Annotated in this window: 25 protein-coding genes; 10 read left to right on the top strand and 15 right to left on the bottom strand. The window is 67.0% G+C overall.

The window, feature by feature from the left end:
* Nucleotides 1-37: 37 nt before the first annotated feature.
* A complete protein-coding gene (locus tag GGC47_RS23720; RefSeq protein WP_038365661.1) occupies nt 38-1,087 on the bottom strand; it encodes an ABC transporter substrate-binding protein in 1,050 nt (349 codons plus the stop codon).
* Nucleotides 1,088-1,207: 120 nt separating this feature from the next.
* Nucleotides 1,208-2,632 carry an FAD-dependent oxidoreductase gene (locus tag GGC47_RS23715; RefSeq protein WP_429069163.1) on the bottom strand — a complete coding sequence of 475 codons (1,425 nt, stop codon included), beginning with the start codon at nt 2,630-2,632 and terminating at the stop codon, nt 1,208-1,210.
* Between the two features lie 164 nt (nt 2,633-2,796).
* Between GGC47_RS23715 and GGC47_RS23710 the strand changes: the two genes are divergently transcribed.
* Nucleotides 2,797-3,765, top strand: a complete 969-nt coding sequence (locus GGC47_RS23710) for a LysR family transcriptional regulator (RefSeq protein WP_142022701.1) — start codon at nt 2,797-2,799, stop codon at nt 3,763-3,765.
* On the opposite strand, the gene GGC47_RS23705 is transcribed toward GGC47_RS23710, so the two are convergent.
* From GGC47_RS23705 to GGC47_RS23695, 3 genes are all read right to left on the bottom strand, one after another.
* Nucleotides 3,705-4,403 (bottom strand): hypothetical protein, encoded by a 699-nt coding sequence (locus GGC47_RS23705; protein ID WP_142022700.1) that lies wholly within the window; start codon nt 4,401-4,403, stop codon nt 3,705-3,707. The two genes, GGC47_RS23710 and GGC47_RS23705, sit on opposite strands and share 61 nt — an antisense overlap.
* A gap of 40 nt (nt 4,404-4,443) precedes the next feature.
* Nucleotides 4,444-5,313, bottom strand: a complete 870-nt coding sequence (locus GGC47_RS23700; protein WP_429069159.1) for an intradiol ring-cleavage dioxygenase — start codon at nt 5,311-5,313, stop codon at nt 4,444-4,446.
* Between the two features lie 61 nt (nt 5,314-5,374).
* Complete coding sequence (locus tag GGC47_RS23695; protein WP_113254097.1) at nt 5,375-5,995, bottom strand: nuclear transport factor 2 family protein; 621 nt, start codon at nt 5,993-5,995, stop codon at nt 5,375-5,377.
* Between the two features lie 184 nt (nt 5,996-6,179).
* On the opposite strand from GGC47_RS23695, the gene GGC47_RS23690 reads away from it, so the two are divergent.
* Complete coding sequence (locus tag GGC47_RS23690) at nt 6,180-6,950, top strand: IclR family transcriptional regulator (protein ID WP_370955849.1); 771 nt, start codon at nt 6,180-6,182, stop codon at nt 6,948-6,950.
* Between the two features lie 27 nt (nt 6,951-6,977).
* Here GGC47_RS23690 and GGC47_RS23685 read toward each other — a convergent pair whose 3' ends face one another.
* Nucleotides 6,978-7,802, bottom strand: coding sequence for a shikimate dehydrogenase family protein (locus tag GGC47_RS23685; protein WP_370955847.1), 825 nt, complete (start codon nt 7,800-7,802; stop codon nt 6,978-6,980).
* Between the two features lie 108 nt (nt 7,803-7,910).
* Here GGC47_RS23685 and GGC47_RS23680 point away from each other — a divergent pair, with 108 nt between their 5' ends.
* Nucleotides 7,911-8,711, top strand: a complete 801-nt coding sequence (locus GGC47_RS23680) for a sugar phosphate isomerase/epimerase family protein (RefSeq protein ID WP_370955845.1) — start codon at nt 7,911-7,913, stop codon at nt 8,709-8,711.
* A gap of 11 nt (nt 8,712-8,722) precedes the next feature.
* Here the strand turns inward: GGC47_RS23680 and GGC47_RS23675 are convergent, their stop codons facing one another.
* Genes GGC47_RS23675 through GGC47_RS23655 form a run of 5 tightly spaced genes read right to left on the bottom strand, consistent with a single transcriptional unit; the run spans nt 8,723 to nt 13,721 of the window.
* Entirely contained in the window at nt 8,723-9,595 is an 873-nt protein-coding gene (locus GGC47_RS23675; protein ID WP_429069154.1) for a sugar phosphate isomerase/epimerase family protein, read from the bottom strand.
* Entirely contained in the window at nt 9,592-11,319 is a 1,728-nt protein-coding gene (locus GGC47_RS23670; protein WP_370955840.1) for an FAD-dependent oxidoreductase, read from the bottom strand. Before GGC47_RS23670 ends, GGC47_RS23675 begins: the two co-directional genes overlap by 4 nt.
* A gap of 41 nt (nt 11,320-11,360) precedes the next feature.
* Complete coding sequence (locus tag GGC47_RS23665) at nt 11,361-12,191, bottom strand: sugar phosphate isomerase/epimerase family protein (RefSeq protein ID WP_142022694.1); 831 nt, start codon at nt 12,189-12,191, stop codon at nt 11,361-11,363.
* Entirely contained in the window at nt 12,188-13,093 is a 906-nt protein-coding gene (locus GGC47_RS23660; RefSeq protein WP_142022693.1) for an NAD-dependent epimerase/dehydratase family protein, read from the bottom strand. The genes GGC47_RS23665 and GGC47_RS23660 overlap by 4 nt, the downstream gene beginning before the upstream one ends.
* A 13-nt stretch (nt 13,094-13,106) precedes the next feature.
* Nucleotides 13,107-13,721 carry an NIPSNAP family protein gene (locus GGC47_RS23655; RefSeq protein ID WP_142022692.1) on the bottom strand — a complete coding sequence of 205 codons (615 nt, stop codon included), beginning with the start codon at nt 13,719-13,721 and terminating at the stop codon, nt 13,107-13,109.
* 204 nt (nt 13,722-13,925) lie between these two features.
* Here GGC47_RS23655 and GGC47_RS23650 point away from each other — a divergent pair, with 204 nt between their 5' ends.
* On the top strand, nt 13,926-15,641 hold the full coding sequence (locus tag GGC47_RS23650) for an FAD-dependent oxidoreductase (protein ID WP_142022691.1): 1,716 nt from the start codon (nt 13,926-13,928) through the stop codon (nt 15,639-15,641).
* Between the two features lie 36 nt (nt 15,642-15,677).
* Complete coding sequence (locus GGC47_RS23645) at nt 15,678-16,478, top strand: shikimate dehydrogenase family protein (RefSeq protein ID WP_142022690.1); 801 nt, start codon at nt 15,678-15,680, stop codon at nt 16,476-16,478.
* A 43-nt stretch (nt 16,479-16,521) separates the two neighbouring features.
* On the opposite strand, the gene GGC47_RS23640 is transcribed toward GGC47_RS23645, so the two are convergent.
* Nucleotides 16,522-17,364: an IclR family transcriptional regulator gene (locus tag GGC47_RS23640; protein ID WP_112763267.1), complete on the bottom strand. Its 843-nt coding sequence runs from the start codon at nt 17,362-17,364 to the stop codon at nt 16,522-16,524.
* Between the two features lie 252 nt (nt 17,365-17,616).
* Here GGC47_RS23640 and GGC47_RS23635 point away from each other — a divergent pair, with 252 nt between their 5' ends.
* The 5 genes from GGC47_RS23635 to GGC47_RS23615 all read left to right on the top strand — a co-directional run bounded on the left by GGC47_RS23635 (nt 17,617) and on the right by GGC47_RS23615 (nt 24,326).
* Nucleotides 17,617-18,891: an ABC transporter substrate-binding protein gene (locus GGC47_RS23635; RefSeq protein ID WP_038365635.1), complete on the top strand. Its 1,275-nt coding sequence runs from the start codon at nt 17,617-17,619 to the stop codon at nt 18,889-18,891.
* A 217-nt stretch (nt 18,892-19,108) separates the two neighbouring features.
* Nucleotides 19,109-19,978 (top strand): branched-chain amino acid ABC transporter permease, encoded by an 870-nt coding sequence (locus GGC47_RS23630; protein WP_038365633.1) that lies wholly within the window; start codon nt 19,109-19,111, stop codon nt 19,976-19,978.
* Entirely contained in the window at nt 19,975-22,494 is a 2,520-nt protein-coding gene (locus GGC47_RS23625; RefSeq protein ID WP_142022689.1) for a branched-chain amino acid ABC transporter ATP-binding protein/permease, read from the top strand. The genes GGC47_RS23630 and GGC47_RS23625 overlap by 4 nt, the downstream gene beginning before the upstream one ends.
* 50 nt (nt 22,495-22,544) lie before the next feature.
* Complete coding sequence (locus GGC47_RS23620; RefSeq protein ID WP_142022688.1) at nt 22,545-23,159, top strand: EthD domain-containing protein; 615 nt, start codon at nt 22,545-22,547, stop codon at nt 23,157-23,159.
* Between the two features lie 99 nt (nt 23,160-23,258).
* Nucleotides 23,259-24,326 (top strand): Gfo/Idh/MocA family protein, encoded by a 1,068-nt coding sequence (locus tag GGC47_RS23615; RefSeq protein ID WP_142022687.1) that lies wholly within the window; start codon nt 23,259-23,261, stop codon nt 24,324-24,326.
* Between the two features lie 60 nt (nt 24,327-24,386).
* Here the strand turns inward: GGC47_RS23615 and GGC47_RS23610 are convergent, their stop codons facing one another.
* The 3 genes from GGC47_RS23610 to aroQ are packed head-to-tail and all read right to left on the bottom strand — an operon-like array spanning nt 24,387 to nt 26,753.
* The gene (locus GGC47_RS23610) at nt 24,387-25,217 is read right to left on the bottom strand and encodes a shikimate dehydrogenase family protein (protein WP_142022686.1); all 831 of its coding nucleotides are present in this window, start codon (nt 25,215-25,217) and stop codon (nt 24,387-24,389) included.
* On the bottom strand, nt 25,214-26,269 hold the full coding sequence (locus tag GGC47_RS23605) for a Gfo/Idh/MocA family protein (RefSeq protein WP_142022685.1): 1,056 nt from the start codon (nt 26,267-26,269) through the stop codon (nt 25,214-25,216). The genes GGC47_RS23610 and GGC47_RS23605 overlap by 4 nt, the downstream gene beginning before the upstream one ends.
* 34 nt (nt 26,270-26,303) lie before the next feature.
* The gene (aroQ, locus tag GGC47_RS23600) at nt 26,304-26,753 is read right to left on the bottom strand and encodes a type II 3-dehydroquinate dehydratase (protein ID WP_038365623.1); all 450 of its coding nucleotides are present in this window, start codon (nt 26,751-26,753) and stop codon (nt 26,304-26,306) included.
* Nucleotides 26,754-26,771 lie beyond the last annotated feature (18 nt).

Here is a 26,771-nt window from a genome sequence, read left to right as displayed (position 1 = left end):
CGGTTCAAACGGGCCGGCACGAGCCGGCCCGGCCGCCTCACTTGGCCGGAGCGGCCTTGCCGAGAATCTCGACGGCCTTGGCGACGAAACGGCCATCGATCACCTTCGCCATGTCGAGCGGCTTGTCGTATTCGGTGCGACCGTTCTCACGGTGCACGCGCTCGATATCGGCGAGGCCGTCGGTGGGGATCGCCATGTTGGGATCGAAGATCACCGAGCCGCCGTTCTTGATCGCCTCGGGCGTCGAGGCGGTATATTTCAGATAGCCGTCCATATTGGGCTGGGCGAGGAAGTCGGCGCCCTGCATCAGCCGCGCGGCTTCCGTCATCGCCAGCACGAAGCGCTCGGCCACCTCCGGCCGGTCCTTGATGAACTTGCCCGAGGCGACGAAGGCGACCGTCATCAGGCCGGGCGTGATGTCCTGCATCAGGAGCTTGCCGGTACCGGCCTTGAGGATCTGGTCGGAATAGGGCGAGGAGGTCAGCACCGCATCGACGGACTTCGCTTCCATCGCCGCCGGCATGTCGGCATTGCCGACGTTCAGGAGCTGCGCGTCGCGCAAGGTCAGCTTGGCGCTCTCCAGCGCCTTGCTGACGAAATACTCGCCGCCGCTGCCCGGCCCGCCGGCCGCCGCGATGCGCTTGCCCTTGAGGTCGGCGACCGACTTCACCGCGCCGGAATCGAGCAGGTCCTTGCGGACGATCAGCTTGGTCGGGCCGTCGGTCATCGGATCGAGCCCGCCCGGCGCGATCACGCGGATATCGAGGCCGCGATTCCAGGCCGACCAGAGCGAGGCGACGATCGAGATGCCGCCGACATCGACGGAGCCCTTGTCCAGGAAGGCGATCGCCTCGGTGCCGGATTTGACGCTGTCGAGCTGGACGTTGAGCCCGTATTTCTTGAAGAGCCCGCGCGACTCCGCAACATAGGCGGTGGCGAACTTCATGATCGGGACATAGGCGACACGTACGGATTGGGGCGGGTCGAGCGGCTTCGGCGCGGGTGCCTGGGCCAAGGCCGGCGAGCCGGCGAAACCAAAGACCATGGCGACGCAGGCGCTACGCCAGCGAGCAAAACCTTCGAACATCCGTTCCTCCCTTTGGGGACGGCTGCCTGCCGCCTTCCCGTTCGTGTCACGTCTGCGGGCTTCTTCGGCCCGCTCATCCGCTTTCGTCAACCATCCTGAGCGGCGGAAGGCTGTCGTCTGCTAGCTTACAAGCTCCGGCACCGCGCTGAGATAGGCTCCCTGAGCTGTAAGGCCCGCCTGCAATTCCGCGATCGGCACCTGCGCCGGCGTCACGCCCCGGTCGGCGGCGATGGCGGCGGCGACGCCCGCAGCATGGCCGGTCAGCCAGCATTGCGGGATCTCGCGCATGAAAGAATGGCTGGTGGCATCGCAGGAGAGATGCCGGCCAGGCGCCAGCAGACCGTCGATCTCGCGCGGCACGATGGAACCGTAGGGAACCGAGATGTTCGCGAATTTCGGTGCGAGCGAGGGCGAGACGCCGATCTCGTCCGGCGCCGTGCTGCCATCCCAGTTCTCGCGGGTGAGCTTGCCCAGCCCCTTGAGGCGCCGCCCGTGCCGGACGCCGAGCTGCGGCGCCGAGAGCATGATGAAGGCGTCCGAAAAGCCCGGGGCATGAGCGCGGTAGAAGGCGAGATGCTCCAGCATCAGCTGGTGGCTCCTGATCTCGACCTCGGAAAGATCCTCGACCTTCAGCGCCGAATAGCCGGCGAGACGCGGCCCCATGAAGACGGCGATGTCGTCCCGCCACGACACCGAGGGCTTGTCGAAGAAGCGCATCGCCTCGCGACCGCGCGCCATGAATTGCGAGAACTGCTCCGGCGTCGACGCCCGGAAGCGCAGGAAGGCCTTCATGTCGACGCCCGCAAACAGCCAGGAGGTGTTCATGCAGCCATGGATGTCGCGGATATCGACCTCGGTGTCGAAGCCGGAGCCGGCGCCGGCATAGAGATCGCCATCGCCCGTCGCGTCGATCGTCACCCGGGCGAGGATCGCGCGCCGGCCCTCCTTGCTCTCGAAGGTGCAGCCGGCGACGCGCCGCCCTTCCATCAGCGGACTCGCACCCCAGGCGTGGAAGATCGGATGCACGCCGGCCTCCAGCACCATGGCCAGCGATTCCGCCTTGAGCCATTCCGGATCCAGCGTCGGCGCATGAGTGACGGTGTTGTTGAACGCCGCGTTGCGCTGCCCCCAATAGGCGACGCGCTCCGGGTCATGCGAGCCCCATTCCTGCGGCTCCGGCCCGGCGATCTTGTCGCGGGTCAGGCGTGACAGCAATTCCTCGGCGAAACCGCGAATGACATGCCGGCCCTGCCAGTCGCTCATCCGGTCGATCCAGATGACGAGGCCGCCGGTCGAAAGGCCGCCAAGATGGTTGTAGCGCTCCAGCAGCACCACATCGGCACCGCGCCGGGCGGCGGCAACGGCAGCCGCCGTGCCGGCAGGCCCGCCGCCGACGACCAGCACGTCGCATTCGGTATGAACAGGCAGTTCGCGCGCCGGCTCTGTGATCGTCTTGTTCGAGAGCCTGCGGCGCTCGAACTTCTCCGTATCGAAGGTCTCGGAGCGGAAGAACAGCCGTCCTCCCTCGCCTTCCATCGAACCCATGATGCGTTTCCTCGGGCTTCGAGGCCGGGCCTTTCCGCACCCGCTTGGGGCGTGAGGGAGGCTCGGCGGCAGTTTCTTGCAAGGAGGATAGTCAAGCCGAACAACGCTGTTCAAATGAATTTGGAAGGCCTATTCATGAGCAATATTGCTCAATCGGGAGCCACATGATGGACGTCGCCGGGCTCGAGGCTTTCATCCAGATTGCCGAATTCGGCAGCTTCCGGCGCGCCGCCGAAGCGATGCGCCTGTCGCAGACGGCACTCAGCCACCGCATCCGCAAGCTCGAGGAGGATGTCGGCGTCACGCTGTTCCAGCGCACGACGCGCAGCCTCGCCTTGACGCGAGCGGGACAGGCGTTCTTCCCGGAGGCGCGCGACGCGCTGCTGCGGCTCAGCAATCTCTACGACAATCTCAAGCGCGAGGGCCGGCAGTCGCAGGAGAAGGTCTCGGTCGGCTGCCTCGGCTCGCTCGGCGAGCATTTCCTGCCGGACGTCCTGCGCGAATTCCGCCAGCGTTACCCGCAGGTCTCGGTGACGGTCTTCGACGAGCCGGCGGCGGCTTTGCGCGAGCGCGTCTCCTCGGGCGAGGCCCAGTTCGCCCTGACCATCCTCGGCGCGCAGCTCTGGACCCAGAAGTCCCGCGCGTTGTTCGAGGAAGATTTCGTCGCGGCGGTGCCCGCCAGCCATCCGCTGGCGGAACGCGAGGCGCTGACCTGGGCCGATCTCGTCGGCTATCCGCTGGCCCGCGTCGCCACGACGACGAGCCACGGCTTCATGCTGAGCGAAAGCCTCGGCACCTTCGGCGAGAGGCTCGACTGGGCCTATGAGGTCCAGCGCGTCAACATGGCGGTCTGCTTCGTCGCCAACGGCATTGCCGTCACCGTGCTGCCGCGCCTGGCGATCCCGCCGAGCCCGAACCTGCGCATCCTGCCGATCACCGCGCCATCGATCCGGCGCACGGTCGGCATCATCGCGCGCGACGGCGTACCGCTGCCCCGCCCGGCGCAGCATCTGCAACGCATGCTGCTGCACGCGATCGCCCGCCATCCCAAGGGAATTCCCTCCGGTGAGGCTCAGGCCTCCGGTCGGGACAAGGCGACCACGCCGGGCAGTTCCTCCCTGTCGAGCAGATAGGCAAGGTCGTAGGCGGTCCAGCCCGCCCGCCCCGGCGCCAGCCCCTGCGCGTCGAGCACAGGCTCGAGCACGCCGGCGATATCCGCGAGCCGGTTCCGGTCGTAGCATTCGATCATGATCGCCCCGCCATCGGCATAAGCGGCAACGCCGGCCGCCGGCACCGTGAACGGCACGGGCGCGACCGCCGGGTCCTTCTGCAGGACATGGACCGCGCTCGCCGCCGTCTCGCGCAGGACATGGTCCGCGACCACGTCCCAAGCGCCCTCAGTGGCTGAGACATCCGCGAAGGTCGTCGCCATCAGCGCGCTGCCGACGCCGCCGCCGCGGCTCAGTACCGCAAGATGGCCCACACGGAAGAAACCGCGGAAGGACGGGCGCATGCTGCGCGACCACGGCGTCGGGGTCTCCAGCAGCTTCCGATAGGGCGCGCTCGCCAGCACCGCGTTGTCTTCGAGCTCGTAGAGCGTCAGGAATTCCGGCAACGGCCCCTCGCCGCGATGATAGCGGCGGGCGCGCAGCATGCCGGGGATCGCGAGCCGCTCGGGAACATGCTCGCGCGTATGCCAGAGATCGTATTCCGCGCGCCGGTCCGGATCGACCCCGTTCCAGAGCGAAAGCAGCCCGCGCCCTTTCAGCATCGTCCCGCCCCGCCTTTGTCAGCCCCGTCCGCGCCGATTCTCACGCCGGCTTCCTCTTCAGGCGGAAATCGTAGTGCAGGCTGTCATAGGGCCTGTCCATCATCCGACCGTCCGGAGCCGTGCCCGGCGAATGGGACGGGAATTCGCGGATCAGCGAATCCTTCACGCCGAACACCACGTCGGAATCGAGATAGCGATCTCCGGCGACGAAGACATGGGTGACGAGCGTGTCATGCCCGTCCGCATGGATCATGAAATGCACATGGGCCGGACGGTAGGGATGACGCGCCTGTGCCGCCAGCATCTCGCCGACCGGACCGTCATGGGGAATGGGATAGGCCGCGGGCCTGATCGTCCAGAAATGGAACCGCCCTTGCGCGTCGGCCAGCAGGCGAGCCCGCATCGCCAGCCCGCCCAGCTCGTCCATCTGCTGCACGTCGTAATAGCCGTCCGCATCGGAATGCCAGACATCGACCGCAGCGCCCGCCAACGGCGTCCCGTCGGCGGAAGCCACCGTGCCCGAGACGAAAAGCGGCTCACCCTTGATCCCGTCCGAGATGTTCGAGCCCAGCGGAAACACGGCCGGGTCCTGCACATAGAAGGGGCCTAGCACCGTGGTGTCGGTCACGCCGTCCGCGTCGCGGTGATTGATGGCATCGACCAGCATCGAGACGCCGAGCGTATCCGAGAGCAGGATGAATTCCTGGCGCGTGTCGTCGCACATCTGTCCGCTGCGGGTCAGGAAGCCGATCGCCGCCTCCCACTCCGCCATGCTCGGCTCGACCTCCTTCACCAGGGCATGGAGATGGCGCACCAGCGCCAGCCCGATCTGGCGCGTGCGCGGATCGGGCGCCTGCGCGACGCGGTCGAGCACCGCCTGGGTGATCGAGTTCTCGTCGAAATTGCGCATGGCTTCCTCCTGCCTGCGATGCCTGCCGGGGCTCGCCCCGCTTCGCCGGATGCGCTGCGCCTCAGGCCGCGCGCGGCGCCGATTCCAGCGGCTTGCCCGCGAGCCAGGCCCGGCCGCGCCGGTAGAGATCCTCGACGACCGGCCCGGTCAGTCCCGGCATGTCGGGCTTGACCTTGAAGCCCAATCCCGACTGCAGATAGGCGAGATGGCGATAACCGACGGGGAAACTCTCGAGCCTCGCCCGGTCCAGTTTGGGAGCCTGCGAAGGATCGACCGGATCGAGGCGATCCTTCTCGTAGATCGGCTGGCGCAGCACCAGCCCCCAGCTTCCGTCGCGCTTTTCCAGGAAATCGTAGAACCGGCCGGTGCAGACCACGTCGCAAATGACGCCGTCCACGCTGGCGCGCTGGTTGATCGTCATCTTGGTCTGGGCGATGGCGCGCTCGCCGGCAAGGTCGATCGCCGTCCCGCCGAGGAAATGCAGGATGCTGACGCCCTTCTCGAAGCCCTCGCGGCTGACCTTGATGAACTCGTCCGCCGTCCCCTGGAACCAGGTCGCCATCATCCGCCCGTCATCGTGCCAGACGCTGCGGAAGCGCTCCCAATCGCCGGCATCGCGCCAGACGGCCCAGTTCTCCACGAGATCGCGGATCAGCAGGCGCTCCCTCCATTCCTCGCTCATCCGATGCCTCCCATTGCACATTCGTTGGAAGTTTTCATATGAGAACGAGTTCATTATGTAAAGAAGTCATCGCGGCTCGCCGGGTCCGAACCGGGAAACAGGTTGAAACCACCCGGACGAAGCTCCACTATCGCACGGCGCTTCCACGGGCTGACCGAAGCATTTGAAGAAACCGGATAAATTCATGCAGCCGGCCGAGTCGGGCTCCGTCAAATCAGCCATGCGCGTGCTCGACCTGCTCGAGTATCTGCGTCGCTGGAACGCCGCCCAGACCCATACCCAGATCGCCGCGCAGCTCGCGATCCCCAAGAGCAGCCTGACGCAACTGCTCAAGACCTTGGTCAGTCGCGGCTATCTCGACTACGACCCGGCCAGCAAAGGCTATTTTCTCGGGCCGGCCATCGCGGCTTTGGGGCAGCGCAGCGCCGAGACGCGGGACCTCGCCAGCGTCGCGGAAACCGTGCTCGCCGAAACCGCGCGGGCGACCAGCGAGACCTGCGCGCTCAACGTGCTGAAGGGCGACGTCTCCGAGGTCATGGCGACGGCCAGCGGCACCCACCGGCTGCACTACCTCATGCGCGTCGGCGATACGGCGCCGCTCTATGCGACCTCGGGCGGCAAGGCGCTCCTCGCCCATCTGCCGACGGAGATGCGCCAGGACTACCTTTCCCGCATCCGCCTCGAGGCGATCACGCCGCGCACGATCGGCAGCGTCGCCGCGCTCGAAGCGGAGATCGCGGAGATCCAGCGCAGCGGCATCGCCTTCGTGGTGGAAGAGTTCACGCCCGGCATCGCGGGCATGGCCCGACCGATCCTGAATCGCTCCGGCTTTCCGCTCGCGGCGGTCAATATCGCGCTGCCGGTGGCGCGCTATGACGAGGCCCTGAAGCAGCGCTGCCTCAAGGCCTTGGACGCAGCCGTTGCGATGATACGCGAACGGATCGGCATCGCCTGAAACAGGCCGATTGAGATCGGGCCCTTCTCAGATCGGCTTGCCTTCGAGGAAGTCGAGCATCAGCTCGCGCTGCGCCAGAAACATGCCGACGCCGGTCTGCGTGCGGCAACCGATGCGCCGAGCCGCATCGAGCAAGGGCGAGACTTCCGGCACCGTGATGACATCGCCGACGAATGTCTCCGGCTTCAACCTGCTGACCTCGACCGGAAGCGGATCGCCCTGCTTCATCCCCATCGGGGTCGCGTTGGCGACGATGCCGAAACCGGTGGGATCGGCCGAACCGGGCACCACCTTGCGGGGATGCATGCCGGACAATTTCGCGATCAGCGCATCGCGCTTGGCCACATCCATGTCGTGCACGGCAAGCTCGGCGACGCCGGAATCGAGCAGTTGCAGGCCGATGGCGCTGCCAGCCCCGCCGGCACCCACGAGCAGCGCGCGTTGCCCCAGCGGCTCGCAGCCCGTCTGCATCATGGCGCTGACGAAGCCCTGCCCGTCGGTCATGTCGCCGTCCCAGGAGCCGTCGGCGTTACGCCGCACAACATTCGCCGAATCGAGCAGCCGCGCCCGCGCCGAGACCGAGCTGCAATGACGCCGCGCTGCGAATTTATGCGGCACGGTGGCGATGATGCCATCGACATTCCGGATCGGCCCCAGCGCCTCGATAAAGGCGTCGACATTCTCCGGCAGTACATGGATCGGCACGACGATGGCGTTGCGGCCACGCTCGACGAAACCCTTCGTCATGCCCGCCGGCGCCTTCACCTGCGCGATGGGGTGACCGATGATCACGAAAATCCGCGTCTCGCCGCTCAGCATCTCCAGCATCGCTTCCTCCGTCGCAGCGGCCATGGTGCCGCCTTTCGATTGATCTAATATATGAACTTATTTATAGATGAAAACAATCAGCGGGCCAGCGGCGCTTGAAACGGCTGCCGCCTTTTCTCCGGAAGCCATGCCATGCTGTCGCTCGCGCACCTCACCTTCATGCAGGCCGGGCCGCTCGAGCTGATCTCGCTCGCCAAGCAGGGAGGGTTCGACGCGGTGGGGCTGCGCCTGATCGACCCCGCGCCCGAAGCCGCCTTCTTCCCGGTCGTCACCGATGCCGGGCTGCGCCGGCGGACCAAGGCGGCGCTGGAGGCGACGGGTCTCACGCTCCTCGATATCGAGGCGGTCTGGCTGTGGCCGCAGACGCAAGTCCCGAAACTTCGTCCCGCGCTCGAGGCCGGAGCCGAACTCGGCGCCCGCAACCTGCTGGTCGCCGGCAACGACACCGACCGGAACCGCATGACGGACCGCCTCGCCGAGCTCTGCGGCATGGCCCGCGAATACGGCATGGGTGTCGGCTTCGAGTTCATTCCCTATACCGCCCTGGATTCGCTCGCCTTTGCGCAGGAGATCCTGAAGGCGGCCGATCAGCCCCATGCCGGCCTGCTGATCGACGCCTTGCACCTCGCCCGCTCCGGCGGTTCCCCGGCCGACATCGCCGCGATCGATCCTGCACTGATCGCCTACGGCCATCTCTGCGATGCGCCCGAATCCTCTCCCGGCCTGGAGGGGCTACGGGCCGAAGCGCGCGGCGCAAGGCTCTATCCGGGCGATGGCGGCCTGCCTTTGGCGGACTTCCTGAAAGCGTTGCCGGCGGACAAGCCGATCGCCCTCGAAGCGCCCAGCGTCGCCTATGGCCATGACGACGGCGAAAGGGCACGCCGCGCCGGCGCCGCCTGTCGCGCTTTGCTGGCGAGCATCGGCCGCGGCTGACCGAGGCGCCATCAGCAGGCCTGCCGCTTCTCGCTCGACCGCGCGGCGCGCCTGGCTGCAAAGCGCCGCGTGTGCTCGGCGGCGCTGGCGACCTTCTCCCGGAGCGTCAGGGCAGCCTCGCTCGCGACGGGCGTTTCCACCACCATCTGCAAGCCATCCGGCAGGACGTCGAGGATGTCGTCGAGGGCGATGACACCCTCGCCGAGATGGAGACGCCCTCCCCGTGCCTCGGCCGGCAAGGCTTCGAGCGGCGGCGCAACCGGGCCGGCATCGCAAAGCTGGACATAGGCAATGCGTGCGGCGGGACAGGCGGCGAGCTGTTGCGGCGTGCCGCCGGTGCGGTGGAAATGCAGCACGTCCAGGATCACGCCGGCATTGGCCTTGCCCGCCGCCTCCAGCAGCGCGAGCGCGGCCGCCAGATTCGGGATGTCGCGATAGCGCATGAACTCGACACCGACATGCAGGCCGCAACGCGCGGCTTCCTCGCAAAGCCGGGAAAACAGATCGATCCGCTCAGCTTCCGACAGGAAGCTGTCATGGCCGATGATCTCGGTCCCGATCGCCGAGATATGGGTCGCGCCCAGCTCCGCACCGGTTTCGAGCGCGGGCACGAAGCTCGCCGCATCGATCCCGGGGCGCAGCACGAAGGCCTCGACATCGAAGACCCGGACACCGGTCGCCTTCGACGCAGCCTTGATCGCGCGGATGACCTCGGGTCGGCCGATGACCTCGCGGGCCAGCGGCTTGTTCATCGCCGAGCGCAGCACGAGCCCCGCAGCCCCGAAGCCGCTTTCACCCGCAGCCTCGATCAGGGCCACGGGATCGCCGCCGCCGACCGTCAGATTGGCGATGGAGAGGTCGTGCAGGTTCAGCGCGCGTGTCATGGCGGATGTCCTGTTGCGGAGGAGTGGAGGTGATGCGCGGCGTTCCTTCCGACGAGGTAGCCGAAGGTCATGGCCGGGCCGAGATTGATGCCACCCGCCGGATAGGTTCCGCCCATCACGCTCGCCATGTCGGCTCCGACCGCGAAAAGGCCGGCAATCGGACGCCCCTGCGTATCCAGAACGTTGGCTTGTGCGTCGGTCTTCAGCCCGGCGAAGGTGCCGAGGCTGCCCGGCACGATTTTGACGGCATAGAAGGGGCCATGCTCGATCGGCGCGACCGACGGATTGGGCCGGACCGCCGGATCGCCGCCCATCCGGTTATAGGGCGTTTCACCGCGGTGGAATTGCGGATCCCTGCCCTGAGCGGCTGCCGCATTGTAGCGCGCCACCGTCTCGACGAGCCCGTCCGGATCGATGCCGCAGATCCGCGCAAGCTCGGCCAGCGTCTTACCGCGCCTGAGATAGCCGCTGGCAAGATAAGGCGCGAGCGGCAGTGGCGCCGGCTTGGCGAAGCCGAGCCCATAGCGGCGCTGGAAGCGGTGGTCGCAGATCAGCCAGGAAACCGGCTCCGCCCCGGCCGGGATCGCCTTCAGCAGGGCCTCGACGTAGTCGTAATAGCTGTCGGCCTCGTTGACGAAGCGGCTCCCATCGACCGTCACCGCGATCAGCCCCGGCTTGGCGCGCTCGACGAGATGCGGGAAATGCCCGAAGGAACCGTCCCTGCGCGGCACCAGCGAGACCGGCGCCCAGGCGCAGGGCGCCGCGAGCCCGCCATCGACGAGGGCGCCGACACTCTCGCCCAGGCGCAGCCCGTCGCCGGTGTTGCTGCGCGGTGCCGCCGACCAATGCGCCCGCCCGGTCGGATTGCGCGGCACCAGCTCCTTCAGGCGCTCATAATCATGCGGAAAGCCGCCGCAAGCCAGCACGACGCCGGCGCGCGCGATGATCCGATGCTCCTGCCCGTCCCGGTCGACGACGGCCCCGATGACCGCCCCGTCATGGCTCAGCAAGCGACGGGCCGGCGCTTTCGCATGCAGATCGACGCCGAGATCGCTGGCGGATTTGAGCAGCCGCGCGACAAGCGCATTGCCGTTGACGAGCTGCATGCCGCGCCCGTGCCGCGCGAGGTCGAGAGCATGCCGACCGATGCGGCGCGCGACATGGCGGAAGGACGTCCAGGATCGTGTCGCGTTGAGGAAATGGGCGAAATCGGCACCCGAGGCGATCCCCATGCCCAGCAGCGAGATTTCGGGCAGCGGCGGCCGCAGCTTTGCGACCAGCGGTCCAAGCTCGCGCCCGTCGAACGGAGCCGCGCAGACCGAGCGCCCGCCCAGCCCGGCGCCGGGCGCGTTGCCATGCATGTCGGGGATCTTGTTGCCGTCGATGAACTGCACGGCGGTGTTCGCGCGAAAGAACGACACCATCTCGGGTGCCGCCGCCAGGAAAGCCTCGATCCGGGCCTCGTCGTAATGGTTGCCGAGTTCGTGCCGCAGATAGGTGCGAACCGCCTCCCCGTCCTCCTCGATCCCGGCCTCGCAGGCGAGCGGATTGCGCGGCACCCACATCCAGCCGCCGGACCAGGCGGTGGTGCCGCCGAAGACCGGCTCCTTCTCGACGACCACGACCTTCAGCCCGTGCCAGGCTGCGACGACGGCTGCCGAAAGACCACCCGCCCCCGAGCCGATCACCAGCAGGTCGCAATGCTCTTCAGGACGGTTGCTCATATCCATCAGGGATCGGCCTTCGCCGGTGGAGGCGTGAGGTATCAGACGCTGGCCGTGGCCTGGACCGCGCGCAGCATCGCCTCTGTCTTCTCCCGCAGCATCCGTGCGCGTGGCGCCGCCGGCATGGTCCTGGCGAGCTCGGCCATCGGAATCTCCACGCTGATCGGCAGGTCCTGAGGAACGGCGCGCAGCATGCCCGTGAGGTCGAGCCCGCCCTCGCCCGGCGGCAAACGTGCCTGCCGCGCCTGGTAGATCATCGTCTCGTGATCCTTCGGACGTTCGGCGGGCAGGTCGCAGATCTGGAAATAGCAATGCAGGTGCCTGGGCATCGCCGCCACGTCGGCGGCCGTTTCGCCGGAGCGGTCGACATGAATCGCATCGACGATGATGTGCCCGTTCGCCGGGTTGGTCGCCTCGACGATGCGCCGGGCGGCGGCGAGCGTCTTCACGCCGGTCCAGGGCATGTGCTCCAGCCCCATCCCGATGCCGAAGGGTGCGCCGAGTGCGCAGATCTCGGCGAATTTGTCGATCATGAAGGGCTCGTCCTCGACATCGCCGGCGACGAGCACGAACTTGCCGCCGAGCTTCGCGCCGGTCTCGATCACCGGCAGGAAATCGGTCAGGCGCGTGTCGCGGTTGATGCGCAGGATCTCGAAATCGAACAGCGCCACGCCGCTATCGGCGATACGCCGCTGCGTCTCACGGAACATCGGCGTATCGCCGATCATCGGGAACTGAGCCTCCTTGCCGGGCGCTGCCGGCGCAAGACGCAGGCTGGCATAGCTGTAGCCGGCCTCCGCAGCCGCGCTGAAGACGTCCGGCGGCGCGAGCTCCATGACAGTGAGATGGGCGAGCGAGATCAGGCGGTTCATGCCTTGCGGTCCTGATGGCGGTAATAGGCGATGGTGGCGGCGATGCCGTCCGAGAGGCTGGTCTCGGGCAGCCCCGGGAGGAGCGAGGCGATGTCGTCCTTCGCGAGCTCGGGTGCGATCGGCATCGGCGCGCCACGCGCGCTGAGCTTTGCGCCCGGCACCTGCCGTGTGATCTCGGCGATGACCTCGTCGATGGTCACGGTCCTGCCGGCAAGGGTGAAGGCGTGGGCGCCCGGCGCATCGCTGAACAGCGCCGCCTCGAAGGCCGCCGCGACATCGTCGACATAAACGAGCCCGGACGGGCCGACATAGTCGATCTCATAGGGCACGCCCTGCGCGGCGGCCCGGCAGGCCAGGGTCGGCCCGGCGCTGGCGCCCGCCTCGCCACGGCCCGGGCCGTAGACGATATAGGGGCGGAAGCCGACGCTCGGCATGGCGTGATCGGCCCAGTAAGCACGTGCGCTGCCCTCGCAGGCGAGCTTGAAGGCGCCGTAATGCGTCATCGGGAACGGGGTGCTGCCGCTGTCCGGGCCGAAGACGCCGGCCGAGCTGGCATAGACCACCCGCGCCATGCGCAGGCGCAGCGCCGCCTCGAAGACGTGGAGCGTGCCGATCAGGTTGATCTCCGCGCCCTTGACGGGATCGGCCCGGCAGGCCGGCGTCAGGATGCCGGCCATCGCGATGGCGCGGTCGCACCCCTCCGCCGCCTCATGGACGACTGCCCCGTCGCGGACATCGCCGCGCCGCCATTCCACCCGGCCGGCAAGCTCGCCGAGGATGTTGCGCACAGCGCCGCTGTCCGAGGCGATATCGAGGACGCGCACGGCAACGCCGCGGGCCAGAAGGCGGCGAATGATCCAGGCGGCGATGAAGCCCGTGCCGCCGGTCATGAGCACACGCATGGCGCCGCCCCTCCTAGCTCAGCGGCGAGAAGGCGGTCGGCAGATAGATCGCCGAGCTCAGGCTGGTCAGATGCGCCGGCCCGCCCTTCGGCGGCCAGATGCCGCGCTCGACGGCCTCGGCCCGCTTGGCCATGCGGTCATTGAGCGAGGCGAAGGGCCAGATATGGAGGAAGCGCGGCAGCGCCCCGTCGAGCGCATACATCGCGCCGAGCAGAGGCGAGACCTTCGCGCGCTCGGGCACGGCCGCGCGCCACAAATCCATGGTCGGCTTGAGGCCGCCCGCCTTCACGCCGTAGATGCGGATCTCGTAGACCGGGCCGTGCTTTCCGGGCGCGAGCGGCGCGACGAAGTCGAAAGGCGCATAGGTCGTCGTCTCGACCTCCAGGAAATGCTCAGCCGCGCCGAACAGACTGCCCTCGACGACCTGCCGCGCGCGATCCTCCGCCAGAGCGCGGTCATCCTCATAGCCCTGCAGAAACAGGACCTGGTTCAGCGCGCCGATCTCGGCCGTGAAGCAGCCGAGGAGCTTGCCCGCAAATCCATTGCCTGTGACGGCGGCCTCGATCCCGGCGAGAACCTTCGGCAGCCCTCCGACCTCGGGCCTGATCCTGGTGACGGCATAGCGCATCGGCGTTCCTCCTGCTCGTTAGCGACAGGACATAGCCGCATCGCGTCATCAATGAAAGTTCATTCTGGAATTTCATTTCAGTTTTGAATATACGGCTCACCAGAGAGCACCGACAAGAGCCGGGTAGCGGCGGCGTCGTGGTCGGCCGGTGGCGAAGGCCTCGCCGATGGCCGATCCGGCACCGCCAGGGAGAGGAAGCGAAGCGTGGCCGGATCACCCGAAGGAATCGCCTCGGCAGTGGCGAAGGATGCGAATGTCTACGACCTGGTCGTGATCGGCGGCGGCGGCGCCGGCCTCACGGCGGCCCTGTTCGGTACGCTGCGCGGGGCGCGCGTGCTGCTGCTGGAGAGCACCGAACATGTCGGCGGCACCACCGCCTTCTCGGGCGGGACCATCTGGATTCCGAACACGTTTCACACCGCCGAGGTCGGGACGCAGGACAGCGTCGAACAGGCCGAGACCTATCTCCATGCCGCGCTCGGCAACTACGCCGCCCCCGACATGATCCGCGCCTTTCTCGAGGCGGGCCCGCGCGCCGTCGAACTGCTCGACCGTGAGACGGATGTGAAGCTGCGGCCCTACCCGCTGCACCCGGACTACATCTCCGACCTGCCGGGGTCGACGATGAAGGGCCGCGCGCTGGAGCCCGTTCCCTTCGACGGCCGATTGCTCGGCGACAAGTTCGATCTGATCCGCCCGCCGATCCCGGAATTCACCATCCTCAACGGGCTGATGGTCGATCGCAACGACATCGCCCATCTGCTCAACCTGAAGAAATCCTGGGCTTCATTCCGCTATTCGCTGGCACTCGTCGCCCGCTATGCGCGCGACCGGCTCAGCCGCAGGCGCGGCGCCCGGCTGACCATGGGCAACGCCCTGATCGGCCGGCTGCTGCACTCCTTCCTCCAGCGCGGCGGCACGGTCTGGACTGAAGCCCAGGTCGACAGGCTGATCGAGGAGGACGGACGCATCGCCGGCGTCAGCCTCCTTCGCAATGGCGGGCGCCAGGACATCCATGCCGTGCACGGCGTCATCCTCGCCTCCGGTGGCTTCAACCGGAACCCCACCTTGCGCAAGGAACTGGTGCCGGATGCCGAGATCCACACGCCGGGCGCGCCGGGGCACAAGGGCGCGGCGCTCGAACTCGCGCTGAACGCTGGCGCGCGCATGGGCGACCGCAATGTCGAGAACGTGTTCTGGGCGCCGGTCTCGATCCGTCAGCGGGCGGACGGCACCAAGGCCGTCTTCCCGCATTTCGTCTTCGACCGGGCCAAGCCGGGCACGATCATCGTCAACAAGGCCGGCAGGCGCTTCTTCAACGAAAGCACCTCCTATCACCTCACCGGCAAGGCGATGATCGAGGCGCACCGCAACGAGCCCAGCATTCCGGCCTTCCTGATCGCCGATCATCAGGCCATCAAGACCTACGGCCTCGGCATGGTCCGTCCCGGCGGCAGCGGCATGCCCTTCCTGCTCAAGGACGGCTATCTGGTGAAAGGCGAAACGCTGGCCGAGCTGGCAAGCAAGCTTGGTGTCAATGCGCCGCAACTGCAAAAGACCATCGAGACCTTCAATGGGTATGCCGCGACCGGGATCGACCCGGATTTCGGCCGCGGGACCACCGCCTATCAGCGCAATCTCGGCGACCCGAAGCACGGCCCCAACCCAACCATGCGAGCGCTGGAGAACGGGCCATTCTACGCTGTGAAGCTCTATCCGGGCGATATCGGCGCCAGCGCCGGCCTGGTGACGGACGCCCACGCACGGGTGCTCGGCAAGGATGGGCCGATCGCCGGCCTCTACGCCATCGGCAACGACCAGAACTCGATCATGGCCGGCCTCTACCCGGCGCCGGGCATCACGCTCGGGCCGGCGATGACCTTCGCCTACATCGCGGTTCAGGACGCCCTCGCCGCCTGACCGGCTTCGCACCTCTGTCCCCGGATCGGAATTCACATGCTCGACAATTTCAGCGGCGCGACCCGCGTCTATTTCATCATCGGCCATCCGATTGCGCAGGTGAAATCGCCCTACGGCATGACCCGGCTGTTCGAGGAGAACGGCAAGGACGCCATCATGGTGCCGATCGACATCCTGCCCGAGGATGTCCCCGGCTTCGTCACGCTGGCCGGTCGCCTACCCAATTGCGACGGCATCTGCATCACGGTGCCGCATAAATTCGCGGTGGTCCCGCATTGCCGTACGATGTCGAAGACGACGCAGGTGCTCGGCTCCGCCAATGTCATGCGGCGCAACCCGGACGGTTCCTGGCATGGCGACATGTTCGACGGCCCCGGCCATGTCGGCGCGATGCGAAAGAACGGCGCCGAGCTCGACGGCAAGCGCGCCTTGCTGATCGGCGCAGGCGGGGCCGGCAGCGCCATCGGGCTTGCGCTGCTCGATGCCGGCGCGCGCGAACTCGCCATCCACGACACCGACGCCTCACGCCGCGACACGCTGATCGCAAAACTGAACGGGGCTCATCCCGGCAAGGTCACGATCGGCTCGCCCGACCCCACTGGCTATGACACCGTCTCCAACGCTTCGCCGGCCGGGATGAAACCGGACGACGCCCTGCCCTTCGACATGACGCGGCTGAGCCCCGCGACCTTCATCAGCGATGTCGTGACCAAGCCGGCGCTCACGCCGCTGATCGAGACGGCCCGCCGGATCGGCTGCAAGACCTCGACCGGCATCGAGATGTTCGAATCCGAGGCCGCGCTGATGCTCGACTTCTGGCTTGAAACCGCAAACTAGCGCGAGCCGCGGATTTCAGGGAAACGCCGCAGGCTCCGGCGCTTCAGACGAAGATGTTCGGGCGCGGCTCGCCCGGCTTCTCGACCGGCAGGCGCACCGTCGGGCCGAGCTGGCCGAGCTCCTGGGCGGCCGCCACCAGCAGAGGCGCGAGCTGCTGCATGCGCTCCTCGGTCAGCCGGATGAACGGCCCGGCGATGCTGATCGTGCCGGTGACGCGGCCGTCGAGCGAGGCACGGATCGGCGTGGCGATGGCGTTCATCCATTGCGAGAATGTCTGCTGGGTGACAGCGTAGCCGAGCAATCGCGCCTCGCGCAGCCGCCGGCGGACCGCCTGTGCCGTCTGCGGCGCGTTCGGCCCGTACTCCTCGCGCGAGCCGTAGCCTTGCTTCTCGATCAGCGCGATGGCCTCCTCGTCGGATTTGGTCGAAAGCCATGCCAGCCCCGAAGAAGAGCAGGAGAGCCTCGCTTCCTGTCCGGCGTCGGGATCGTAGCGCAGCCCGCCGCGCGCGCCTTGCGCCTTGGCGACGAAGATCAGCCGGTCCTCGTCCAGGATCGTGACCCGGACGAGCTCGCCGCAGTCCTGCGCCAGCCGGTCGAGCACCGGCTGCATCAGATCGGTGATGCCGTGCGCCTGCAAATAGCGCAATCCGAGAGAGGCGACCTTCGCCGTCAGAACGTAGGAACCGAAATCGCGCTCCTGCCGGACATAGCCCTCCTCGACCAGGCTCGCCAGAAGGCGATGGGTCGCGCTGCGCGGAATCTTGATGGCGTCGGCGACCTCGTAGAACGGCATGCCGCCCGGATGGTTGGAAAGGATTTCCAGGATCCGCAGGGTGCGTTTGAGAATGCCATCTGGCCCCGCCCCTTTTTCTTTTGTCCTGGGCATCATTGTCTCCGACAGCGTTGAAGGGTCACGATAGAGGAGGCCGGGCTCTCTTCACAAATGCCCGGCCGGGCCGTTCACCGCCACCCCATCGGCAAGAACGCCCTAACATCTTGTAAAAGATCGAATTTTTTATTGACCGGAGCACCACTTGAAGACCGGTATCACAAACTGGACTTTTATTCCAGTTTACGATACCGCTACCGCGAGCGACCCGAAAGACGGCGCCCCAAGAAGACACCCGGAGGAGACCTGATGACCCAACGCAACGGGAATGGCGGAAGGGGAGCCGGCACCTCGCGCCGTTCGCTCCTTCTCGGAGCCGGCGGCCTCGCCGCGACGCAATTGGCGAGCAGCAAGCTCGGCATGCCCTATATCGGCAATGCCGCCGCGGCCGAGCCGATCCGGATCGGGATGATCTGGGCCAAGACCGGCGCCATCGTCGACCAGTCGACCTTCCTCGCGCAGGGCGGTCTTTTCGCAGCCGAGCAGCGCAACAACCAACTCCTCGGCCGGCCTCTCGAGATCATCTGGCTCGACGAGCCGAACCCGCAAGGCGCCCAGCTCAACGCTCAGCGGCTGATCGACGAGCACAAGGTCTGCGCGCTCATCGGAGGCGCCCAGAGCTCCTTCGCGCTGGCCATCTCCGCGGTCGCCAAGAAGGCCAAGATTCCCTATGTCGCGGCCAACGCCGCCGCGCTCGATCTCACCGGCAAGCTCTGCAACAAATACACCTTCCGGCTGCAACCGCCCGTCGACGTCCACACCAAGGTCCTGGCCCCCTATTGCATGGGCCTCGGCAAGCGCTGGTACACGCTGACGGCGGCTTACGCCTTCGGCCAGGACATCAAGGCGAGCTTCACCGACTTCAACGCCAAGAACGGCGGTACCATCGTCGGCGCCGACGAGGTGCCGGTCGGCACGCCCGACTACTCGTCCTTCATCCTCAAGATCCGGGCCGCCAAACCCGACGTCGTCGTCGGCGGCCTTTCCGCCAGCGACCTGACCACCTTCCTGAAGCAGTGGAACGAGCTCGGCATGAAGGGCAAAATTCCCTTCGCCGAAATCTCGATCGGCAACACCGATATCTGGGGCGTCGGCCCGGACGCCGCGACCGGCATCTACACCATGGTCTGGTACTATAAGAACCCGGCCAACACCGAGGACGACAAGGCCTTCACCGACGCCTACATGAAGAAATTCAACCAGCCGCCGCCGGACAAGGCCTGGATGGGCTGGTTCGGCATGCGTTCCCTGCTGGAATCGATCGAGCTCGCGAAGTCGACCGAGCCGGCCGCGATCGTCAAGGCCCTGGAAACCTGGCACGTGAAGGACGGCGACCTCGACGTCAGCTATCGCGACTTCGACCATCAGATGAAGCGGCGCACCATCATCTGCAAGGTCAAGGACAAGATCACCGACAAGTGGGACTATGTCGACGTGCTCGAGAACGCGCCCAAGACAGTCGCCGAGATCGACGCGGCCTTCGGATCGGCGGCCGACAGCGCCTGCAAGATGGATAGCCTCTAGAGCCGGAACCTGAATCCGTCTCTCACCAAGGAGTCAGAGCAGGATGCGAAAAACCGGTTCCCGCTTTTTCGCATCCTGCTCCAAGGCGCCGTCGGCCAGCCGCGGCAACCCGGCGAAACCGCGGCTCTCGCGACCCTCTCATTCCGCGCCACGTCTTTGACGTGGCGCCTTCCCCGCCCGGCAGCCCGATCCGTGCCGGCGCGGGAGGGGCCATGCCATGCTCGACATGATCATCTCCCAGGCGGTGAACGGCCTCATCCTGGGCTTTCTCTACGTTCTCATCGCGATCGGCCTGTCGATCATCTTCGGCATGCTGGGTATCGTGAACTTCGCCCACGGCTCGTTCTTCGCCATCGGCGCCTATCTCGCTTTGGTGCTCGCCCGCGATTTCGGCTGGCCCGCCGCCCTGCTCTCGCCGCTCATCGTGGGCGCCATCGGCATGGTCGTCGAGATGACGTTGATCCGGCAGCTCTACGGCAAGGAGCCGCTGCTCGGCCTGATCCTGACCTTCGCGCTCGCCCTGCTGGCCGAAGCGATCCTGCGGCTCATCTTCGGCGGCGCCCCGGTTCCGTTCAGCCCGCCGGCCATCCTCTCCGGCTTCGTCGAATACGGACCGATCCTGATCACGAAATACCGCATGACGGTGTTGATCGTGACGGTGCTGGCGCTGATCAGCTTCTGGGCCTTCCTGCGCTTCACGCCCTTCGGGCGGATCATCCGCGCCGGCTCGCGCGATGCCGAAATGGTCGGCCTGCTCGGCATCAACCTGCCGATCGTGCTTTCCGGCGTCTTCGGCATCGGCTGCTTGCTGGCGGGGCTGGCCGGCATGCTGGCCGGGCCGCTCTGGACGGTCATCCCCAGCATGGCCTCAGGCGCCATCATGCCCGCCTTCGTCATCGTCACCATCGGCGGGCTCGGCTCCTATTCCGGCGCGATCATCGCCGGCCTTCTCGTCGGCATCACCACGGCCATGACCATCCAGTTCGCCCCGGTCTGGTCAGGCGCCGCGATGTACGTGCTGATGGCCGCCATCCTGCTCATCCGTCCGCGCGGCCTGTTCGGCGAGCGCTGGGAGAGGTTCGAATGAGACTCCGCTCCATCCTGACCAGCCCGATCCTCTGGATAGCGATCGTCTTCGCAGGGCTCACCCTGGCTTGGATGGCCCAGGGCGCCCCAGTCAACCTGATCACCCAGATCGCGATCTACACGCTCTATGGCGCCGGCGTGAACCTGCTCGTCGGCTATACCGGGCTGGTGCCCTTCGGAGCCTCCGTCTTCTTCGGCTGCGCCAGCTACTTCGCCGCCCTGCTGCTTCTCGGGCCGGTCAAGCAGGACATCGCGGCCCTGCTCCTCTCCGTGCTGCTTTCGATGGCGCTGGCAGCCGTGCTCGGCGCGCTGATCCTGCGCCGGCGCGGCCTCTATTTTTCGCTGCTGACGCTCGCCTGCTCGCAGATCGCCTTCGAGGTCGCCTATAAATGGACGGCCGTGACCGGCGGCGAGAACGGCCTTCAGGGCGTGCCTCGCACCAGCTTCCACACCGAGATGCAGTTCCATCTCTTCGCGCTCGCCACGGTGCTGCTCGCCATGTGGTTCCTCTGGCGGCTGGTCCATGCGCCGTTCGGCCGCGTCCTGCAGGCCGTCCGCGACAACGAGCAGAGGGCGAGCAGCCTCGGCTACAACACCTATCTGGTGAAGCTCCTCGCCTTCGTCATGATGGCCGGCCTCGTCGGTTATGCCGGCTCCCTGCTGACGTTGATGCTGCAAGGCGTCTACGCCAACAATCTCGGCTGGCAGCGCGCCGGCGACTCGCTGCTGATGACCGTGCTCGGCGGCGTGCATCATTTCCTCGGGCCGCTCTGGGGCGCGATCGCCTTCATCGTCCTGGAGAACCGGCTTTCCGCCATCACCGAGAATTGGTGGCTGATCTTCGCGCCGATCATCATCGTCTTCGCGCTCTTCTCCCCCGAGGGCATTCAGGGACTGGTGCAGCGCCTGCGCCGCAACCAGCGCTGGACGCTGACCCGCAACACCATCCCGCCGCGCCCCGCCGTGATCGAGCCCTATGAGAGCACGGCCCAGGCGATGGACCCTGACAAACCGGTGCTCGAAACGCGCAAGCTGAGCAAGAGCTTCGGCAGTCTGGTGACCGCCAAGGAGATCGACCTCGAGGTGCGCCCCTTCGTGCTGCACTCGATCATCGGCCCCAACGGCGCCGGCAAGACCACCTTCTACAACATGCTGACCGGCGTCCTGCCGCCGAGCGGAGGCACGATCCTGTTCGAGGGCAAGGACATCACGAAGCTGCCGATGTATGCCCGCGCCCGGCTCGGCATCAGCCGCTCCTTCCAGATCCTCTCGATCTTCCCGAACCTCTCGGTCTTCGAGAACGTCCGGGTCGCGGTGCAGGCGCAGCGGCACGGCGCGCTCGGCTTCTTCAGGGACGCCCACGACATCGCGCCGCTGAACGAGCGGACATGGTCGATCCTCGATGCGGTGGGGCTCGCGGACCGGGCGGCGGACCCGTGCATGAACCTGCCGCACGGCGCCAAGCGCCTGCTCGAGATCGCCGTCACGCTCGCGATCGATTCCAAGCTGCTCCTGCTCGACGAGCCGCTCGCCGGGCTGGCCGAGGCCGACCGGCAGATCGTCGCGGAGCTGATCCGCAACCTGTCGAAGAAGCACGCCGTGCTCCTGATTGAGCACGATATCGACCGGGTTCTGGCGATTTCGGACCGCATCTCCGTCCTGCACCAGGGCCGGATGATCGCCGACGGAAAGCCCGCCGAGGTCGCGCGCAATCCGGAGGTGATCGCCGCCTATCTCGGCACAGCCAAGGGCGAGTCCAAGGCGCCGCCCGCGGTCGAGCGCGTGGCGCATGCCGCAGGCAAGCCGTTGCTGGAGGCCAGGGCGCTGGCGGTCGGTTACGGCGGCAGCACCGTGCTGAACGGGGTCGACATCACGGTCCATGAAGGCGAGGCGATCGCCCTGCTCGGCCGCAACGGCGTCGGCAAGACCACGCTGCTGCGAGCGCTGACCGGCACGTTGCCGCTGGACGCAGGCTCACTCAGCTTCGCGAGCACGGATATCGGCGCGCGCAAGCCCTATGAGATCAACCGGCTCGGCATCTCGCTGGTGCCAGAGGGCCGCCGGCTCTTCCCCAACCTCACGGTGGTCGAGAACCTGCAGATCGCCCAGCGCGCCGGGGGCTTGAGCATCGAGCAGTGCTTCGAGCTCTTCCCGCGCCTGCGCGCCCGGCAGAAGGCCAAGGCCGAGAACCTCTCCGGCGGCGAACGCCAGATGGTGGCGATTGCGCGCGCCCTCGTCGTGCCGAGCAAGCTCGTCCTGCTCGACGAGCCTTTCGAGGGGCTCGCCCCCTCGGTCGTCGAGGAGGTGATGGCGGCGCTCGTCAAGCTGCGCGGCAAGGTCGCGATGGTCATTGTCGAGCATCATGCCGAGACCGTGCTGCCGATCGTCGACAGGGCGGTCGTGCTGGTCAACGGCCGCATCGCCTTCGCCGGCGACGCCGGCGATCTCGAGAAGGATCATGCCTTGCAGGCCAGGCTGCTCGGCGTGGTCCAGGCCGATGAATCCGTGGCGGCCTGAGGCGGCTACGCGGGAGAGGCCTCGACCTCTCCCGGCATGAGGACCATGCCATGTTCAAACGCATGTCCATTCTCGAAAAGAGGCCCGGCGACGATCCGGCCTTCTTCTCGCATCACTGGCAGGAGCGGCATGGGCCGCTGGTCGCCCGCCTCCCCGCCATCCGCAGCTATGTGCAGAACCATGTCGAGGTGGTGTACGAGCCTGTGCCCTTCCGCATCAGCGGCATCGTGGAGCTCGGGTTCGACGATGCCGACGCCATGGAGAAGGCCTTCACCGCCGAGACGGTGCGGGCCGTCAGGGCCGACGAGCCGCACTTTCTCGGGAACACCACCGGCTACGTGATCGGAGCTTCGAGCATCCGCATGGCCGAGGAGCAAGGCAAGCTCATCGTCCTTGCGGCGCATGGCGGCGACCGGGCCGGGCTGGAGCCTATCGAGACCGCGTTGCGGCGGTTGCCGGGCTTTGTCCAGTCCATCCGGGACGATGTCGCCTCGACAATCCCGCGCCCCGGCTCCGAAGGGGCGAGTCAGCGGGTCGACAGCTTCTTCCATCTTTATTTCAGCGACGTCGCCGGCGCGGACCGAGCCGCGCTGCAGATCGCCGCAATATCCGAGGGGACGGCAAAGCTCGGTATCGTCCGGGTGCGGACGGTCAGGATCGTCTAGCGGCCGCTTAGGCTCCCCGCCCGGGCCGCACATGCAAGGGCGCCGTGGGCTGCAATCATTTCCCAACCTTCAAGTTCACAGATCACATCGGAGGACATCATGGCGCGCGCGCGGATCGGGATCATCGGCCTCGGCACGATCGGAAAGACCCATCTTGCTGTGTTGCAGGAGACGGAGAATGCCGAGGTCGTCGCCATCTCCGATCCCACGCCGGCCGCACGCGACCATGCGGCCAGCCGCAACGTCAAAGCGTATGACGACCATCGCGCGATGATCGAGGCCGAGCGCCTTGACGGCGTCGTCATCGCCACGCCCAACGACCAGCACGTCCCCATGGCGCTCGACTGCATCGCCCGCGACATCGCGGTTCTCGTCGAGAAGCCGATCGCCGAAAGCGTCGAGGCGGCGCGTCGGCTCTGCGATGCCGCCGAGGCGAAAAATGTCCCGGTGTTGGTCGGCCATCACCGCCGGCACAATCCGGCGGTCCGGGCGGTGCGCCAGGCCATAGCGGACGGCCTCATCGGCAAGCCGGCCATCGCCACCGTGATCTACACGCAGCTCAAGCCGGAGAGCTATTTCAACCTCGGCTGGCGTCGCGACACCGCGAGCGGCGGCCCGATCCTGATCAACCTGATCCACGAGATCGACCTGATCCGCTATGTCTTCGGCGAAATCGACAGCCTGCAGGCGCTGAGCTCTTCGACGGTACGTGGCTTCCCGGTGGAGGACACCGCCGCCGTATTGCTGCGCTTCCGCAACGGCGCGCTCGGCACGATCAGCCTCTCCGACACGGCGGCCTCGCCCTTCAGCTGGGACCTAGCCTCCGGTGAATTCGACCAGATGTCGGACACGGCGGACAAGCTGAAACGCCAGAAGGTTTCCTCCCATGTCTTCGCCGGCTCGGAAGGCTCGCTGACCCTGCCGGATGTCCGCCATTTCAGCTATCGCGGCGCGGGCGAGCCGGGCTGGCTCAGCGAATTGAGCGAGGACAAGCTCGCCATCAGCGTCGAGAGCTCCTATCGCCGCCAGGCCCGGCATTTCGCCGCCGTCTCCCTGCGCCAGGAAGAACCCGTCATCAGCGGCCGCGACGGCTTGCGCACGTTGGAGGCGACGCTCGCGGTCAAGACGGCGTCCGAAAGCGGCAGCACCGTCCGGCTTCCAGCCTGACAGGCAGCCGCAGCCGCTACGGCGCCGTCAGAGTCAACATTGGAGATGGAAGGGACGCACTCAGCCGAGCCGGGCGACGCTGCGCAAATCCTCGGCCGTGGTCGAGGGGAAGCCGAAGAACTCCAGATAGGCGGGGATCTGCTCGAACAGCATGTCCTTGCCGACCTGGACCTCGCAGCCACGCGCACGCGCCGCCGCGAGGAACGGCGTGATCTCTTCGGCCATCACCACCTCGCCGACGAAGGTCGCGGCATCGAGCCGGGCGATGTCGAGCGGCAGCGGATCGCCCGGCTTCATCCCGAGCGGCGTGGCATTGACGACGATGTCGAAGCCGGCAGGATCATTGGATGCCAGGGACACGCCGAGCGCGGGATAGTAGCGCGCAAGCCGCGCGCCCAGCGCCTTGGCTGCGGCCGCGTTGATGTCGTAGAGGCCGAGCTCGCTGACGCCGGCCTTGGCGAGAGACGCAGCAATGGCGGAGCCGACGCCGCCGGCGCCCAGCACCAGCGCCCGCTTGCCGGGGATGGCGCGCCCCTTGCGCAGCACGCCGCGCACGAAGCCCTCGCCGTCGAACATCTCGCCGGTCAGGCGGCCATCGGCCTCGCGACGCACGGCGTTGCAGGCGCCGGCGATCGCCGCCGTCGGCAGCAGGACGTCGACGAGCCCGGTCGTGGTGACCTTGTGCGGCATCGTCACCAGCGCGCCATGGGCATTCGAAAGCCGGAAGACCAGCTTCAGGAAGTCCGGATAGTCCTCGGCCCGACAGCCCATCGGCACGACGACGGCGTCGATCCCCTCGCGCTCGAAATAGGGGTTGTAGATCATCGGCGCCTTGAAGCTCTCGGTCGGGTAGCCGAGATGGGCGATGAGCCGTGTGGTTCCGGTGATCATGCTGCGCTCGCCGCCGGCTCGGTGAGGACGACGGTTTCGCCCGAGCGGGCCGCCCGCTTGACGGCGTCGATCACGGTGAGCGTGGCAAGGCCTTCGCGGCCCGAGGCGATCGGTGCGACGCCGTTGCGGATGACATCGCAGAAATGGCGGATCTGGCGCGCCAGCGGGTCGTCCGGAACGAAGGGAATGCGCTCGCGCACAAGCGGCTCCCACCAGCTCCGCTTGTCGCGGTTCGACCAGATTTCGAGCTGCGGGATGGTGAGTGAACCATGCGTCCCGCCGATCTGGTAGCAGGACTGGTCCTGCTGCGGATAGGCCGGGTTCTCGCCGGTCGTCAGCTCCCAGCTCCAGGGCGCGACGATGGTGTCGGAGACCGTGACGGTCGCGAGCACGCCATTGGCAAAGCGCAGCAGGATCGCGGCCGTCTCCTCGACCGCGTGCCCCCTCACCGCATTCGAGCTCAGCGCCTGCACGGAGACGACCTCGCCGCAGAGATGGCGGAAGAGATCGACGTCGTGAATGAGGTTGAGCAGGATCGGCCCTGCCCCCTCTTCGCGGCGCCAGCCGACCTCGAAATAGTCGTCCGGCTTCATCAGCCAGAAATGGCCCTGGATCGCGAGCACCCGGCCGAGCCGGCCGCTCTCGACGATCTCCTTCGCCTTGGCGATCATCGGATTGTAGCGGCGGTGATGACCGGTCAGCAGCGGTAAGCCAGCCCGCTCCGCGGCTGCGACGAGACGGGCCGCGCCGGCAAGATCGTCGGCCAGCGGCTTCTCGACGATGGCGGGGATGCCGGCCTCGATCGCTTCCAGCCCGTTCTCGACATGGAGCCGGTTCGGCGTCGCGATGATCACGCCCTCCGGCCTGTCCACCGCGACCAGATCGGCAAGGCTGCGATGCCAGCGCGTGCCGAGGCGCTCGGCCAGATCGCGCCCGACCTCGGAGGGGTCGACGATGGCCGAGAGCAGCGCGCCCGGCTCCCGCGCGACATGCTCGGCATGACGTCGGCCGATCAGGCCGGCGCCCATGACTGCGAGTTTGACCGGTGCCATGCTCAATTCCGTTGGAATCCGTGCCTGCCCGCCATCACTTGGCTGCGTCGTCGATGAGCTTCGCGATGCGCCTCAAGCCCAGCTGGTAGCCCTGGGTGCCGAAGCCGGCGATCACGCCGTCGGAGCGCATCGAGACATAGGAATGGTGGCGGAAGGCCTCGCGCTTATGCACCTGCGAGATATGGCATTCGATCACCGGTCCCTCGAAGGTGTTGAGCGCATCGAGCAGCGCGACCGAAGTATGGGTGAAGGCGGCCGGGTTGATGACGATGCCGGCACCGTCCTCGCGCGCCTCATGGATCCAGTCGATCAGCTCGTATTCGCGATTGGACTGGTGGAAGCGCAGTTCGAGCTTCAGCTCCTCCGCCAGCTTGCGGCAGTCGCGCTCGACATCGGCCAGCGTCTCGTGGCCGTAGATATGCGGCTGGCGCTTGCCGAGCAGATTGAGGTTCGGTCCGTTGAGGACATAGACGAGACGGGACATCGATCGCGGTCCGTTGCT

This window comes from Allobosea sp. OAE752 (genome assembly GCF_050433265.1).
Classification (GTDB): domain Bacteria; phylum Pseudomonadota; class Alphaproteobacteria; order Rhizobiales; family Beijerinckiaceae; genus Allobosea; species Allobosea spartocytisi.
The sequence above is the reverse complement of the archived record's forward strand: the minus strand, read 5'-3'. Positions and strand labels throughout refer to the sequence as shown.